Source organism: Bacillus sp. FSL K6-1006 (genome assembly GCF_038593175.1).
GTDB lineage: Bacteria > Bacillota > Bacilli > Bacillales > Bacillaceae > Bacillus > Bacillus safensis.
Genome location: NZ_CP151970.1, coordinates 229,266 through 244,762 on the forward strand (window position 1 = coordinate 229,266; position 15,497 = coordinate 244,762).

Annotated in this window: 12 protein-coding genes; 7 read left to right on the forward strand and 5 right to left on the reverse strand. The window is 43.7% G+C overall.

Annotated features, from left to right (window positions below; translation table 11 throughout):
* Window positions 1–7: 7 nt before the first annotated feature.
* Window positions 8–1,090, reverse strand: coding sequence for an iron-containing alcohol dehydrogenase family protein (locus NSS65_RS01315; RefSeq protein WP_144496774.1), 1,083 nt, complete (start codon window positions 1,088–1,090; stop codon window positions 8–10).
* A gap of 197 nt (window positions 1,091–1,287) precedes the next feature.
* Between NSS65_RS01315 and NSS65_RS01320 the strand changes: the two genes are divergently transcribed.
* Together NSS65_RS01320 and NSS65_RS01325 are read left to right on the forward strand one after the other, a co-directional pair.
* Window positions 1,288–2,256, forward strand: coding sequence for a rhodanese-related sulfurtransferase (locus tag NSS65_RS01320; RefSeq protein ID WP_039176148.1), 969 nt, complete (start codon window positions 1,288–1,290; stop codon window positions 2,254–2,256).
* Window positions 2,257–2,599: 343 nt separating this feature from the next.
* Window positions 2,600–4,219, forward strand: coding sequence for an APC family permease (locus tag NSS65_RS01325; RefSeq protein WP_034283122.1), 1,620 nt, complete (start codon window positions 2,600–2,602; stop codon window positions 4,217–4,219).
* A 35-nt stretch (window positions 4,220–4,254) separates the two neighbouring features.
* On the opposite strand, the gene NSS65_RS01330 is transcribed toward NSS65_RS01325, so the two are convergent.
* Entirely contained in the window at window positions 4,255–4,455 is a 201-nt protein-coding gene (locus NSS65_RS01330) for a hypothetical protein (RefSeq protein WP_144496773.1), read from the reverse strand.
* A 185-nt stretch (window positions 4,456–4,640) separates the two neighbouring features.
* Between NSS65_RS01330 and NSS65_RS01335 the strand changes: the two genes are divergently transcribed.
* From NSS65_RS01335 to arr, 5 genes are all read left to right on the forward strand, one after another.
* Complete coding sequence (locus tag NSS65_RS01335) at window positions 4,641–5,477, forward strand: PRD domain-containing protein (protein WP_024424409.1); 837 nt, start codon at window positions 4,641–4,643, stop codon at window positions 5,475–5,477.
* 235 nt (window positions 5,478–5,712) lie between these two features.
* Window positions 5,713–7,569 (forward strand): beta-glucoside-specific PTS transporter subunit IIABC, encoded by a 1,857-nt coding sequence (locus tag NSS65_RS01340; RefSeq protein WP_034283128.1) that lies wholly within the window; start codon window positions 5,713–5,715, stop codon window positions 7,567–7,569.
* A 19-nt stretch (window positions 7,570–7,588) separates the two neighbouring features.
* On the forward strand, window positions 7,589–9,010 hold the full coding sequence (locus NSS65_RS01345; protein WP_342467331.1) for a glycoside hydrolase family 1 protein: 1,422 nt from the start codon (window positions 7,589–7,591) through the stop codon (window positions 9,008–9,010).
* 159 nt (window positions 9,011–9,169) lie between these two features.
* Complete coding sequence (locus NSS65_RS01350) at window positions 9,170–9,382, forward strand: hypothetical protein (protein ID WP_342467332.1); 213 nt, start codon at window positions 9,170–9,172, stop codon at window positions 9,380–9,382.
* Window positions 9,383–9,493: 111 nt separating this feature from the next.
* A complete protein-coding gene (gene arr, locus NSS65_RS01355) occupies window positions 9,494–9,910 on the forward strand; it encodes an NAD(+)--rifampin ADP-ribosyltransferase (protein WP_217008858.1) in 417 nt (138 codons plus the stop codon).
* A 57-nt stretch (window positions 9,911–9,967) separates the two neighbouring features.
* Here the strand turns inward: arr and NSS65_RS01360 are convergent, their stop codons facing one another.
* The 3 genes from NSS65_RS01360 to mngB are packed head-to-tail and all read right to left on the reverse strand — an operon-like array spanning window position 9,968 to window position 15,488.
* Entirely contained in the window at window positions 9,968–11,887 is a 1,920-nt protein-coding gene (locus NSS65_RS01360; RefSeq protein ID WP_342467333.1) for a PRD domain-containing protein, read from the reverse strand.
* Window positions 11,884–12,768 (reverse strand): ROK family protein, encoded by an 885-nt coding sequence (locus NSS65_RS01365; protein ID WP_214755583.1) that lies wholly within the window; start codon window positions 12,766–12,768, stop codon window positions 11,884–11,886. The genes NSS65_RS01360 and NSS65_RS01365 overlap by 4 nt, the downstream gene beginning before the upstream one ends.
* A 56-nt stretch (window positions 12,769–12,824) precedes the next feature.
* The gene (gene mngB / locus NSS65_RS01370) at window positions 12,825–15,488 is read right to left on the reverse strand and encodes a mannosylglycerate hydrolase (RefSeq protein WP_342467334.1); all 2,664 of its coding nucleotides are present in this window, start codon (window positions 15,486–15,488) and stop codon (window positions 12,825–12,827) included.
* Window positions 15,489–15,497: the final 9 nt, after the last annotated feature.

Consider the following 15,497-nt stretch of genomic DNA (forward strand, 5'->3'; position numbering starts at 1 on the left):
CTCATCTTTAGACAGATTTTTGGGGGTGATAGGTCTCAATGATTTGAATGGCGTCAACAATCTGTTCTTTAGAATAGTCTCCAATTAAACAAAAGGTTTCATCTTTACGTGCCGCATGGTTTGCTACCGTAAGGGCCGCTTCTTCCAGTTGAGTTGTCATACCAAGATCGCGCATATTTCTAGGTAATCCGAGAGTTTTGTAGAGTTCAAGTAATTCCTCAACCTCGGACATTCGGTTTTCTGCGGCAAGCTGGACGAGGATGCCATAAGCTACTTTTTGTCCATGTAACACATGATGCGTTTCTTCAATAAATGTCAATCCATTATGAACGGCATGGGCTCCTGCCATTCTTCCATAGCGTCCCCCATAGCCGCCGACTGTTCCTGCTAACGTAATAATCGTATCTGTCACATCTGCGAATGCTTGTGAAAGCTGACCTGTTTTTAAGCTGTTGACAGCTTCTTCACTATGAGAAAGAAGAATGTCTCGAACATATACCGCCTGCTTTAGTGCTGCATGTACCATGAGCGGCAAGGCGCCTTTTGTGTTACGAATAATCGCTTCTGCTTCATACCATTTTGCCAGCGTATCACCAATTCCGCTTTGAAGATAGGAAAGAGGAGAGGAAAGCAAAAAAGTATGATCAATTAAGGTGAGGTAGCTGGATCGTTTATGATAATCAACTCTCATGAAATTTCCTTTGTCATCATAAATGACGCTGAGAGGTGTAGACGCAGCACATGTGCCGGGAATCGTTGGCACCATGATGACTTCGATTTGAAGAACGTCTGCAACTGATTTTGCGGTATCTAAAATCGTTCCGCCCCCGATGCCGATGATCACATCTGACCCGTTAAGCTCTTCTGCGATCTGTGTGACCGCATTAGGTGAACTGTATCCTTTGTGCTGAATGAAAGGCCACTCGGACGGCAGCTTTGTGTATTGTGAAAAAGCTTGGTATGAATCATATCCTGTCACTACAGCAGGTGACTGAAAAGGAGAAACAAGGGATTCAAGTTCATGATAGATTCCCTTTTGAGAAATAAATTGGTTAGGGCCGCTTCTGACAATATCTTCTGGCTGGATCATGGATCATTGCTCCTTTACACATCATATTGTTCATAAATCATCTCATTTTACAGAAAGTTCTGTCAAATAGTCAAATATATGAGAAGAAAGGCCCTTCCGTTTTATGGAATTGAGCCGCCGACATTGCCTTTAGGTATGTATTTCCTGTATGATAAAGAATGGTATGTTTTGATTAAATTTAAGAGGTGTTTATATAGATGGAAAAACAATATCGCGTTTTACTTTACTATCAATATGTCCCCATTGAGGACCCAGAGACGTTTACAGCAGAGCATTTAGCATTCTGTAAGGAGCTTGGTTTGTTAGGCCGTATCCTCGTATCAGCAGAAGGCTTGAACGGAACGGTTTCTGGAACTATTGAGCAAACGGACAAGTACATGCAAGCGTTAAAAGAAGATCCGCGCTTTGCGTCTATGCCGATCAAAATTGACGAAGCAGATGGTCATGCGTTTAAAAAAATGCACGTCCGTCATCGGAATGAACTAGTGAACCTCAGCCTTGAGGATGATGTGAATCCGTTGGAATTAACGGGGAAACATCTTAGCCCGGTTGAATTTTACGAGCAAATGCAATCACCTGATACTGTTGTGATTGATGCGCGTAATGATTACGAGTTTGATGTTGGTCACTTCAGAGGGGCAGTTCGTCCTGATATTGAGACATTCCGTGAATTACCTGAGTGGATTCGTGACAATAAAGAGATTCTTGAAGGCAAAAAAATCCTGACTTATTGCACAGGCGGCGTACGCTGTGAGAAGTTTTCAGGCTGGTTAAAGCGTGAAGGCTTTGAAGATGTTTCTCAGCTTGACGGCGGAATTGTCACTTACGGAAAAGACCCAGAAGTACAAGGGAAGCTATGGGACGGTCAATGCTATGTGTTTGATAATCGCTTAACAGTACCAGTGAATCAAACAGAGCATGTGGTTGTCGGAAAAGATTTCTTCACTGGTGAGCCTTGCGAGCGTTATGTGAACTGTGCGAACCCTGCATGTAACCGTAAGATGATTGCCACTGAAGAGAGTGAGCATAAGTATATGCGCAGCTGCAGTCATGAATGCCGCACAAGCGAACGGAACCTGTATGTGAAACAGCACAATTTATCTGAAGAAGAAGTTCAAGAAAGACTAGCTGTTATTGAAAAAGAACAAGCGATTTCACAAGGATAGAGGGAACCCCCTTTATCCTTTTTTTCTTTACATGGCGTGGGTTAGAAGGGAGAGGAAGTCATTTCCTCTATTTTTTTTTGTTTTGTTTTTTTCAAAATAAGGGTAAAGGTAGTTATTCAGTCTAATAGATTGAACAGGTGAAAAAGCGCTTTCTTTTGAAATAAGCATGTTCGACTATTTCAGAAAATGAAGAATTGAGAGATAATATAACAGGCGAAAAAATGAACAAGAGTAAAGGTTCATTAGAAGAAATATTTGCCAGTAAAATGAAAAGTGAGCTGCTTTGAAAGAAAGACGCTTGCTTGACACATGCTCTGTATTTTAATCGAAAGGTGTTATGAACATGAATCATTTGCATCGTAGGATGGGAACTTTCGCTTTAATGATGGTAGGTCTTGGCTCAATCATTGGTTCAGGATGGCTCTTCGGTGCTTGGCGTGCTGCTCAAATCGCCGGTCCTGCTGCTATTTTATCCTGGTTGATTGGGATGGTTGTGATTTTATTTATCGCTTTGTCTTATAGTGAACTCGGATCGATGTTTCCAGAGGCAGGCGGAATGGTGAAATATACGCAATATTCACACGGATCTTTTATTGGGTTTATTGCAGCTTGGGCGAACTGGATCGCCATTGTCTCGGTGATACCAGTGGAGGCGGTTGCTTCCGTCCAGTACATGAGCTCATGGCCTTGGGAGTGGGCAAAGTGGACATCTCATTTGGTCACAAAAGGGGTATTGACGACAGAAGGTCTTATGGTTGCCAGTGTGCTGCTTGTGATTTACTTTCTGCTTAATTATTGGACAGTTGGGTTATTTTCAAAAGCAAATACATTCATTACCGTGTTTAAAATTGTCATTCCAGGATTAACAATTGGTGCGCTCTTATTCGTAGGTTTTCATAGTGAGAATTTTACTTCTGGAACAAGTATTGCCCCTAACGGCTGGGCGAGTGTGCTGACAGCTGTTGCGACATCTGGGATTGTGTTTGCCTTCAATGGCTTCCAAAGCCCGATTAACATGGCCGGTGAGGCAAAAAATCCAGGCCGGTCGATTCCAATTGCCATTGTCGGATCGATTTTCATTGCGACTGTGATTTATGTCCTTTTACAAGTCGCCTTTATCGGTGCTGTTGATCCATCTATGATCGTGAATGGATGGGGTCATTTGAATTTCAACTCGCCATTTGCGGACCTTGCCATTGCGCTTGGGATTAACTGGCTTGTTCTGATTTTATATGCGGATGCGTTTGTGTCGCCTTCTGGTACGGGAATTACGTATACCGCAACGACGTCTCGTATGATTTATGGAATGGAAAAAAACAAATACATGCCAAGTGTGCTTGGCCGTCTGCACCCTATTTACGGCGTGCCTCGTCCAGCAATGTTTTTTAACTTAGCCGTATCGTTTATCTTTCTGTTTTTATTTAGAGGCTGGGGTGTACTTGCTGAAATTATCTCTGTCGCAACACTCATTTCTTATCTGACTGGACCAGTGACCGTCATGACGCTGAGAAAGACAGGGACAGATTTATATCGACCGCTTCGAATAAAAGGACTCAGCATCATTGCTCCTCTCGGTTTTGTCTTTGCCTCATTGACACTGTATTGGGCAAGATGGCCGTTAACAGGTCAGGTGCTGTTCATTATTCTCATTGGTCTTCCTATCTATTTTTACTATCAAGCAAAAGCGAAGTGGAAAGGCTTCGGCCGCAACTTTAAGGCGGGTGCTTGGATGGTTGTGTACCTGCTTGTGATGATGACGATTTCCTGTCTTGGCAGTGATAAATTCGGCGGTTATAACATCATTCATTATGGCTGGGACATGGCACTGATTACGGTGGTAGCTCTGCTATTTTATATGTGGGCACTCAAAAGTGGATATGAAACAGAGTTTTTAGAGGATGCGAAAAAAATCAATGATGAGCTGCGTGCTTCTCAGAAAGAAGCTGCAGCAACCAAAGAATAAAGAAACGGCTGCCTGAACATTCCGGGCAGCCGTTTTTATTTGGCTGAATGATGCATCACATGCCGTTTCAGCCAAGTGGTGACGCCGCGCAAAACGGCCGCTGTGACAAGTGAAATGAGCACATATCTCCAAAGCTGGCCTAAGCCTTGTCCACTCAGCCAGAATACGATGCCTAGAATGATGAGGGTAAACATGAGCAAGAATAAAAATGATGCAGACCAGAAAAAAGATTTCACAGAAGGTCACCTCCTCAGGAGTATTGTATGCAGGCAATTGAAGGAACAGACCAGCTATGAAAGGGTAGAATCATGGTGAAATCTATTGCAAAAGTCAGATAAAAGCACCAAGTGATTTGACAATTGTGTTAAGATGAGAGCATATTTTGAGTAAAGTTGTTGGTCATAGACGGAGGTGTTTGGAAATGCAGATTCAAAAGGTTCTAAACAATAATGTCATTAGTGTCATAGATGAACATGGAAAAGAAATCGTCGTCATGGGCAGAGGCATCGCTTTCCAGCGACGTCCCGGGGACCCGGTGGACGAATCGTTGATTGATAAAGTCTTCCGCCTGGAGGATCATTCCGTTCACGAGCGGATGAAAATGCTGCTTCAAGAGGTTCCGTATGATGTGGTCAAGGTGACCGAGGAAATGATCCAATATGCACATACAAAGCTGAACCGAAGATTAAACGAAAGTCTGCATGTATCGCTGGCAGACCATATTCATTACGCCATCGAACGGCTGAAGAAAAATCATCTGATTGAGAATTCGCTTATTTGGGAGATTAAACGCTTATACAAAGATGAATTTCTTGTGGCAAAGGACTGTCTTGAGATGATTGAAGAGCGTCTTCATATTGAACTGCCTGAGGATGAAGCAGGTTTTATTGCCATGCATATCATTAACGCAGAGCTCAATGAGGATATGAATACGACGGTCAATATCACAAAGGAAGTTAATGCCATTCTCACCATTGTGAAATATCATCTCAACATGGAATTTGATGAGGACTCGCTTAACTTTTACCGTTTTCTCACGCATTTGCGCTTTTTCGTCCAGCGTCTGATCAATGAAACACTCCTTGTCAGCGAAGATCAGGACTTATATCAGCTGATCAAAGTGAAATATCCGAAAGCTTACGATTGCGCAAAGAAAATCGCAGAATATGTCTATCAAACCTATCACCGAGATCTTACATCAGAGGAGATGCTGTATCTATCAATTCATTTGAATCGACTGATCAAACGAGAAAAATAAAGATAGATTTTAAAAGAAAGCGTTGACATGAGAAAAGGTGAGTGGTACTATTTGCTCATAAACATAAAAGAATACGGTTTCACAATGATCGTCTTAGAGGATTGTGACTGTTCGGCAGGCAAAACCTAAACGTTCACTGAAAAAGCGCAACAGCAAGCTGCGACTATTTTTGGTGCCCGTTTAGGTTTTTATTTTGCCCAAAAACGTATTTTTTTGAAAAAAAGGGGGTTTTTTCATGAGTTATCGTCAATTAGCAGAAGACATTATTAAACACATTGGTACAGAGAAAAACGTTCATTCATTGGTGCATTGCGCCACAAGGCTTCGCTTCACCTTAAATGACAGATCAAAAGCAGATAAAGCGGCCATTGAAAAATTAAATGGCGTCGTTACCGTTATGGAAAGCGGCGGCCAATTTCAAGTGGTCATTGGCAATACCGTACCAGAGGTATATCGAGAAATTGGAGAGTTTACGAATCTATTAGAGGATTCCGCTGCTTCATCTGCAAAATCAGGTGAAGAGAGCACAAGCCTTTTCGGGAAATTCGTCGACATTGTATCGGGGATTTTCACACCACTTCTCGGTGTCATGGCGGGAGCAGGTATTTTAAAAGGTCTCTTAGGCATCTGTATCAACGCGAAATGGTTATCTCCTGAAGATACGTCGTATCAAATTTTATTTGCTGCATCTGACAGCTTGTTCTACTTCCTGCCATTATTGCTCGCATTCACTTCTGCTAGGAAGTTTAAAGCGAATCCGTTTGTCGCTGTGACGATAGCAGGTGCACTGATTTACCCAACCATTCAAGAATTGTCAAAAGGCGGCGGAGATGTGACATTCTTCGGGATTCCAGTCGTCTTAATGTCTTATACATCTACGGTCATCCCAATCATTTTGGCAGTGTTTGTCATGGGGTATATCGAACGTTTCTTTAACAAAGTCATTCATGAAAGTGTCAAAAACTTTATTACTCCACTCATTTTGCTTGTCACGGTTGTTCCGCTGACACTCATCGTATTCGGACCATTTGGTGTGTATGCAGGGAATGGCATTGCAGCTGTTTTGCTGAAAGTATTCTCCTTTAGTCCTACACTTGCAGGTGCTTTAATTGCGATGGCTTGGCAGATTCTTGTCATCTTCGGTATCCACTGGGGACTTGTGCCAGTGATTTTAAATAATATCGCAGTCCATGGGAAAGATCATATCAAGCCGGCCACTGCGCCAGCTGTATTTTCACAAGCCGGTGCTTCCATCGGTGTTATGCTGAAAACAAAGAATAAAAAACTGAAATCACTGGCTGGATCAACAGCAGTTTCTGCTGTGTTTGGGATCACAGAGCCAGCTGTATACGGGGTCACACTTCGTTTGAAAAAACCATTTATTGCAGCTGTTATCTCTGCTGGGGTCGGCGGTGCGATTATCGGTTATTCACAAAGTATTGCAATTGCGTCAGGCCTTCCAAGTTTACTGACACTGCCGATTTTCTACGGTCAAGGATTTACAGGGTTCATCATCGGTATCTCGGTCTCGTTCGTCCTTTCGATCATCTTAACTTATTTGATTGGATTTAAAGATCCAGTAGATGAAGATGAAACGCCGGCCGCTTCTGCACCGGTAATTGAAAACGAACATGGGGTCAAAGCCGCTCATGTGAAAAGTCCTTTAAAGGGCGAGGTCATCAAGCTGGAGGAAGTGCAGGATAAAGCATTCTCATCTGGTGCATTAGGAAAGGGCGCAGCCATCATTCCATCAGAAGGAAAGCTGTTTGCACCAGTATCAGGAGTCGTGACAACGGTTTTCCCAACAGGCCATGCGTATGGTCTAACTTCTGAAAGCGGAGCAGAAGTACTCATTCACATTGGACTGGATACCGTACAATTAGGTGGAAAGCATTTTACCCCGAAGGTTGTTCAGGGGCAAACCATCACAGAAGGCGAACTGCTTGCTGAGTTTGACATAGAAGCCATCCAAGCAGCCGGCTTGTCCGTCACAACACCAGTGATTATTACCAATTCAGGTGAGTTTAGCGATATCATTGAAACAGAAGAGAAACAAATCACACCAGGGCAATCATTTTTACATCTAGTTTAATCAAGAGGAGGAAGAAATCATGAGATATTCAACACTAGCATCATTTCCAAAAGACTTTTTCTGGGGCGGATCTACTTCCGCCTATCAGGTAGAAGGTGCGTGGAATGAGGATGGCAAGGGGCCTTCTGTCATTGACATGAGAGCAAGTTATCCTGAAGGGACAACGGATTTTAAAGTCGCAAGCGATCACTATCACCGTTATAAAGAGGATGTGAAGATGTTTGCGGAAATGGGCTTGAAGGCTTATCGCTTTTCCATTGCGTGGACACGGATCATTCCAGATGGAGATGGGGAGATCAATCAAAAGGGGATTGAATTCTATCATTCTCTCATCGATGAATTGCGCCGCTATGACATTGAACCAATCGTGACAATGTATCATTTTGATCTGCCTCATGCGCTTCAAGTAAAGGGCGGGTGGTCTAACCGCGGGACAGTGGATGCGTTTGAACGCTATGCAGAGGTGCTATTCAAGGAGTATGGTCAGAAGGTAAAATATTGGCTGACCATTAATGAACAAAACATGATGATCTTACATGGATCAGCGCTCGGTACACTTGATCCAAATTTAGAAAATCCGAAAAAAGAACTGTATCAGCAGAATCATCATATGCTCGTTGCACAGGCAAAAGCCATGACGCTTTGTCATCAAATGCTGCCTGAAGCGAAAATTGGACCAGCGCCAAACATCGCGCTCATTTATCCGGCTTCTCCAAAGCCTGAAGATGTGCTTGCTGCGGCGAATTACAATGCGATCCGAAACTGGCTTTATCTTGATATGGCGGTGTTCGGCCGTTATAACAACCTCGCTTGGGCGTACATGAAAGAAAAAGACATTCTTCCTGCCATCGAAGAGGGAGATATGGATATATTGAAAAGCGCGAAGCCAGACTTCATTGCCTTTAACTACTACACTTCTCAAACGGTTGAAGCGAGTAAAGGAGATGGCAACGACGAATTTGCACGCGGCGGAGATCAGCATTTGAAATCCGGTGAAGATGGCGTCTACAAAGGCGGCAACAACCCATTCTTAAGCAAAAATGCGTTTGGCTGGGAGATTGATCCTGTCGGCTTCCGTTCAACGATGCGCGAGATTTATGACCGCTATCAGCTGCCGCTTATTATCACGGAAAACGGATTGGGTGCTTTCGACAAGTTAGAAGAAGATGGTTCAATCCAAGATGATTATCGAATTGATTATTTAGAAAAACATATTGAACAAATCAAATGGGCGATCACAGACGGCGTTGAGGTATTCGGATACTGCCCGTGGTCAGCCATCGACTTAATCAGCACACACCAAGGATGCTCCAAGCGCTACGGGTTCATCTACGTCAACCGCGACGAATTTGACCTAAAAGACCTCAAAAGAATTCGCAAAAAGAGTTCTTATTGGTATGAAACCTTGATTCAGCAAAATGGAGACAACATCGGGAAGTAACATATCAAAAAGCCAATCACCTTATGAGCGGGTGGTTGGCTTTTTTTCTTTCTTCACTCTATTGGTAAGATCATATTGTTCGAGTTGTTCTAACATGATAGTCTGATGATATATTGTAAAAATTGGATAAAAATCCATTATCAGAAAGGGGTTGTTTATATGATGACGATTTTTTTTATGTTCTTCACATTGTTTTTGATTTTTTATGGTTTGAATTATATAGGACAGAAATTAATTGCGAAGGAATATCCAATGAACCATGGATTGATTGTGATACTGTCAGCTGTGGAAGGTATTCTTGTTTTCGTCATTGTTGGTGTGAATGCGAAATTTCCGTTTTTATTTACAGTACTTATGTCTGTTCACATCTAACTCTCTACTATCATTATACCCCGAATTTAATCTCATTTATAGACTGTTTCTCGCCCAGATCAGGCCGTATACTGTTATACGCAAGTCAAAAACGATAAGGGGTGTGGCTGTATGAATGACAAGCAAAAGGTGTTAGATCCCGGGCCGTTTTTTCATGGGACAAAAGCGGAATTGAAGATTGGAGATCTGCTTGAACCGCTTTATTTATCCAATTATCAGGATAAAAAATCGAACCATATCTATTTCACCGGAACACTAAACGCGGCCAAATGGGGTGCTGAATTAGCTAGGTCTGATGCGAAAGAAAGAATTTATATTGTAGAACCGTTAGGCGAGTTTGAAAATGATCCAAATGTGACTGATAAAAGATTTCCCGGCAACCCAACACGTTCTTATCGATCGAAATCTCCGTTGAAAATAGTCGCAGAATTAGGTTCTTGGGAAAGACATTCCGATGAAGAAATCAATCATATGCTGAGCTCCTTAAAAAAATTAAGTGAAGAAGGAAAAAATGTCATATACGATTGATGATGTATATCTAAATAAAAAGGCCGCCTCATGAACTGGGCGGCCTTTTGTTTGATCTTATTGAAATAGCGCATCCATCAGCTCATTAAATGTGTTGGCTTGCTTGAGGGAGTGAATGCGGTCTGGATTGTCCAGTAAATCGACGGCCTGTTCAAAGAATTGGTTCATACAGGCAGCGTCATCCTTATGAATCGCTAATAAAAAGACAAGTGAAACTTGGTCGCCCTGCCAGTCAATTGGCTGTTTTAAGTGTGCGATGGCTACAGAGGAGGTGCCTTCATTTGTGATAAGCGGATGCGGCATTGCAATACCGCTGCCAAGATAGGTAGACGACATTTGCTCACGCTCAAACACCGAGGGCCGAAAAGAAGACGATACTAGCTGATGCGCCTCTAAACGGCTGCATAATATATCTAATACCTCATCCTTGCTGCTTAGATCAGCATTCATGAAAGTCAATCGCTCTTGAAAAAACGCCATCAGCTCTTTTGAGGGTGCCCCGTGTCCATTTAATAAATGAATGACTTCATTCACACGCTGTATATCATGATGTTCAAAAAAGGCGCTGACCTGAATGACTGGTTTCCCCTTTGATGTGAGAGGCACGGTTGTGATGATGACGTCACACGGCAAAGAGGAGCTCATGAGATAATCCTGATAGGAATAGAGCTCAACAATGTCAAGCTCGTGCTGAAAGGCTGCCTTCAATTTGATTTCAAGCAGTCTGGCCGTCCCTAGTCCAGACCCGCACACGATAATGGCTTTCTTTTTTTGCGAGGTGTCGAGCTGACTTCTTTCAATTGAAGCAGCGATATGCAGGGCAACATATGCCGCTTCATCTTCATTTGGCGTCCGCACCAGCTGTAAGGCATTCAGCCCGCTGACAGCCAAATCAAACGGATAAGGATAGGACGTCTTGATCTCATGCAAAAGCGGATTTTGTAATGATACGCCATATTGGATGCGATTTAATAACGGCTTCATATGAAGCATTAAGTCTTGCTGCAGGATGCTGTCATCAGCAAAACGATGGCCGCTTGTTTTTTCAATGTGCTGTAGAAAGACTGTAACCGCCTGTTGAACTTCCACTGTCGTCTGATGCTGGGCGGCTTCTTTCCACGTTTGGTTCGCCAATAGATGCATGACTAAGTAATCTGTTTCATCCTCTGATAAGGTCACATAAAAAGTGTCACTCACCTGCTGTATGATTTTTTGTGCAATTCTCATCAAAACGGGTGATCTTTGTGTGCGGACGGTACTGGCGGATATCCGCTGGTTTTTTCGTGTTTGCTGAATCGCAATGGCTAAGTGAATGACTAAATTTTTTAAGGCAATGTCTTTAATGAGCAATGACTCTTGATGCAGGTTCGTCAACACAATAGATCGAATGGTTTCAAGAGATATATCAGGAAAATGGAGCTGCTCCCGCTCGGTGATATGAGAGAGAGCAGGCTCTTCTTCAAGAAGTAAGTCTGCATAGCACGTTCTTTTTTGCAGCTCATCTCCTTCAATCTTTAAGCCAAATCCAGGCTTTGACACAAGGGTCATGCCGTAACGGGCTAACATCTCTCGTCCTTTTTTTAAATCACTGCTGACCGTCATGCGGCTGATAAACAGTTCTTCAGCCAGCTGGTCAATTTTTAAGTAATCTGATTGAAGCAGCAGCTTTCTCATCATAAATCGTACACGCTCTTCTGGCATGACGGGGACAAGAGAGCGGGCAGGAAGCTTTTGCTGATGTAGCCAAAGCAGGAAAGCGTCTTGGTCACTCGTTAAAAGAGTATATCCCTTTCCGCGGATCGTTTTAATCATAGCGCCAGCTTCCTTTAAATACTCATTTGCCTCCTTGATTAAATTGCGGATAGAGCGGTCAGATAAGCGAAAAGAGGCAGTGAGCTCCTCCAGCTTCACGAACTCCTTTGTTTCAAATAGCCGCTGAATCAGCTGATAGGTTCGAGGATCTGCCGTCATCATCATTGCGCGGCTCCTTGCGCCTGTAAGGCATCAGTTCCAAGAGCGATGGCGCCCATTAAACCAGATAATCCATCAAAGGATGGTTTTGTGATAATTTCATGTAAAGGCTTTGGCAGCTGCAAATAGCCGCGAAGCCTCTTGTCTGTTTCATCAAGAATAAGCGGCAGCATAGCCGGCTGTTTCATCACGCCTCCACCTAGAATGATGCGTTCTGGTGAAAGGGTGAGCAGCAGGTTAGCAGTCATTTGCCCGAGATAGTAAGCATGAAGTGACCAAGCAGGATGATCCTCTGGCAGCATGGGTGCCAGTGTATGATAGCGTCCTTCTATGGCAGGTCCAGATGCCAGTCCCTCTAAACAGTCATGATGTATAGGGCAGCAGCCTCCGTAAGTGTCATGAGGATGCCGCTGAACGGTGATATGACCCATTTCTGGATGCAGCAATCCGTGAATCAGGCGATGTTCAATATAGGCACCGCCGCCTATTCCAGTCCCAACAGTAATATAGACCAAGGAGGCAGGCTTTTCTGCTTCAGTTGAAAAACGGGCTTCTCCGAGTGCTGCACAGTTTACATCGGTATCAAGCTTCATCGGGAGCCCAAGGGCTTGTTTTAAGGTAGAGAGGATAGGGAATTGGCGCCAGGCTGTTTTTGGTGTGTCTAAAATCGTCCCATAGCGTGGGCTTTGCTCTCTCACATCGACAGGTCCGAATGCCCCAATTCCAATGGCATCGACACGATGCTTTGTAAAGTAATCGATCACTTGCCGGCATGTTTCATCTGGATTCCCTGTTGCAAAGGAAGTCATGTGTTCAATCGTTCCGTCTGTTGTTCCGTAGCCGCAGACAAATTTCGTTCCGCCTGCTTCAATGCCTCCAATTCGCATGATCAATGCCCTCCATTAAAGAGGGGCGGAATCCATTGGATCCCGCCCCTACATGTTCATTTTTTCTTTACAATGTAGGTTTGTACCTGACAAGGTGTAAGCGGTTCAATGTGTAATGATCCATGTTGTGCTTTGAGTATATGTCCTTCAGGTGTTTCTCCTAAATTCGCTGTTTCTCCGTGTTGTAGAGATGAACTATTGATTGAAGCGGCTGTTTGACGCGTTAAATATGGATTGAAGAGACGAATGACAATGCCTGTTCCGTGCTCTTCTTTTTTCAGAGCGCTTAGAATGGCTCCATCTGTCTCGATGTCAAGCAGGCTATAAGTAGATTGTAAGTCTTCTTTTTCATCTCGGAAAGAGAAAATTAAACGACCGTTTAAAAAGTCTGCCCGCTCGTAGCATTGAACAGGTGTGGTATACCGTTTGGCAAGCTGCGCTAGGTGTCCCTCGCTGACTGCATCCTTGCTATAGTGCATACCAAATGTGAATGACAGTGCACCTTGCAGCTGAGCGTCAGGCGTATCCACAATTTTTTCCCCAGATGCGCGTCCTGGACGGTAAAGAAGGTTTTCTTTCCCCATTTTCCCGAAACAGCGGAAGAGCGTATATGCAATCGTTGTATAGCCTTCTCCTGTGATCTGATATTCTCTCACGCAGTCGGTCAACAGAGCGGCACCATATGCTTCATCACGAAGTGCAGCAAAGGATTGCATCGGTTCAATGGTGATCGGTTTTTCTTCCCAATGTTCATTGTTCCACCATTCAAGCTCTTGCGTCAGCTCTGTTGGGCGTTCGATTGTACCAAACTGTTGATCGCTCAGTGATACGTTTGATGCGATGCCTGTATCAAAAAGAACACGCAAGCGATGGTCCAATGCATGGTTATCAACATTTACATGAAAACGGATGACAGCATCGTCTTTGTTTAATGCCACCTTCGCTGTGATCGGAAGTGAAGTCGCAGCCAATTGCTTAGAGCGCTCCTCTAGGTCGTAAGGGACAGTGAGCTGAAGCTTGATGGTCAGCTCTTGCTGCAGACCGCTTTTAGCCACTGAGATGTCTGCTGATGAAAGATCCTTGGATGACACATACAGGTCCTCACGAGGGGGTGAATAGTTGTAGGAATCCCCATCATCTCCGTTGTCTTCAAAGATCATTTGCTCAGAGAATGTCCGGCCAGTTTGCTTATCTGTGATGTCCAGTGATCCGTTGTCATTTGCCGCAATGCGATAATACATATTTTCAATCACTCGTCCTTCAGTTTGTTCCCATGCCGATTCGCTTGATTCATCGAAAACCATGCTGACCTGTGTATAACCAACTGACGGTAAGTTGATGGCTTCAATCAGCAGAACGGCTTTCCATACTTGCTTTGGCATGTACACTTCTTTACTTGGGTTAAGAGAAATTTGCTGTGCCAGCACATAATCTGTGACATCGGTTTTGCTTTTCACTGTGTACTGAAGCGTTCTTCCATTAGCATCCTTTAACGTAAATGGACGTTCCGTGATAAAGGTTTCGACTTCAATGACATCAGAACGCTTTGAAGGCAGGGTATTGAACAACGTAAATGTGATTTCTTGCTCTGCTTGCAGTCGAATAGCGATGAGACGCATGTGCAAGTCCACAAGATTCTCGGCGATTTCCTTTGCCTGTTTGTAGCGGAAGAAGACGTCTTGATTCGTCGTGTCACTATTACAGCCGCCAATGCTGTCATGCGCTGCATTTTCAAACATGAGGTACCAAATATCGCGAACCGTATCATGCGGATAGTCGTGTCCGAGAGAATAGCTGATCGTGAGGATGGGCTCCATCACATTCACGAGATAGTTTTCAATTTGATTGTTTAAGATTTTTAAATCCGCTCGTGTTGAAAAAATAGATTTATGAATCCGCATATGCTTCGCATGAATGAGCTCTCCGTGTAATGTCTCAAAAGATGTCCGCTCTTTTTTCACGGCTGCAATATAATCTTCTAAACTGCTGATTTCATAGTGATGCTCGTCAAGTTCATTGGCTTTTTCTAATAAGTCAGGCAGGTTTTTGCGAATCGGTGCTTGGTCAAAGCCATTCGGGAAATAGACATTCTTTGTGGTTGCCTTTGCTTGCAGCGCACCAATCTTTTCAGATAAAAAGGCTTGTAAGTCCTCATCTTTCTCAGGGATATTTCCACCGTAGTAGTAGCCGAATGGCAGGTTCACAGCAAAGACTTCACTGCCGTCAGCACCGCGCCAATTGAATTCAGTATGGTTCGTCATATGGTCAGAAACGCCGCGCCAAAATGCCGTATCGACAATGCCGAAGCCGCGATAAATTTGAGGCATTTGTGCGGATTGACCGAAGGAATCAGGGACATAGCCGACTTTCATCACGTGGCCGAACTGCTGACAGCGTTCAATCCCATATTGCAGGTTCCGCACAATCGATTCACCTGAAATGACGAGCTGGTCGGTTTGGGTATACCATGGGCCGATGATGAGACGTTTCGCTGTGACAAGCTTTTTGATTCGATTCTCATCCTCTGGACGCCATTTCAAATAATCATCTAATAAGGAAGCCTGGGCATCGAGCATGAAGTAATGGAACCTTTCATCTGTTTCAAGGGTATCTAAGATGTCCATTACGCTTTTCATTAAGTAAATACGGGAGCGGGAGGTGGTGAAATACCATTCCCGGTCCCAGTGAGTATGTGGAATCACATGTACATTGACAGTCATTGATCAACG

Coding starts and splice junctions, on each gene's coding strand:
- NSS65_RS01315 (WP_144496774.1), bottom strand. CDS start 1,090: ATGATCCAGCCAGAAGATATTGTCAGAAGCGGCCCTAACCAATTTATT.
- NSS65_RS01320 (WP_039176148.1), top strand. CDS start 1,288: ATGGAAAAACAATATCGCGTTTTACTTTACTATCAATATGTCCCCATT.
- NSS65_RS01325 (WP_034283122.1), top strand. CDS start 2,600: ATGAATCATTTGCATCGTAGGATGGGAACTTTCGCTTTAATGATGGTA.
- NSS65_RS01335 (WP_024424409.1), top strand. CDS start 4,641: ATGCAGATTCAAAAGGTTCTAAACAATAATGTCATTAGTGTCATAGAT.
- NSS65_RS01340 (WP_034283128.1), top strand. CDS start 5,713: ATGAGTTATCGTCAATTAGCAGAAGACATTATTAAACACATTGGTACA.
- NSS65_RS01345 (WP_342467331.1), top strand. CDS start 7,589: ATGAGATATTCAACACTAGCATCATTTCCAAAAGACTTTTTCTGGGGC.
- NSS65_RS01350 (WP_342467332.1), top strand. CDS start 9,170: ATGATGACGATTTTTTTTATGTTCTTCACATTGTTTTTGATTTTTTAT.
- arr (WP_217008858.1), top strand. CDS start 9,494: ATGAATGACAAGCAAAAGGTGTTAGATCCCGGGCCGTTTTTTCATGGG.
- NSS65_RS01360 (WP_342467333.1), bottom strand. CDS start 11,887: ATGATGATGACGGCAGATCCTCGAACCTATCAGCTGATTCAGCGGCTA.
- NSS65_RS01365 (WP_214755583.1), bottom strand. CDS start 12,768: ATGCGAATTGGAGGCATTGAAGCAGGCGGAACGAAATTTGTCTGCGGC.
- mngB (WP_342467334.1), bottom strand. CDS start 15,488: ATGACTGTCAATGTACATGTGATTCCACATACTCACTGGGACCGGGAA.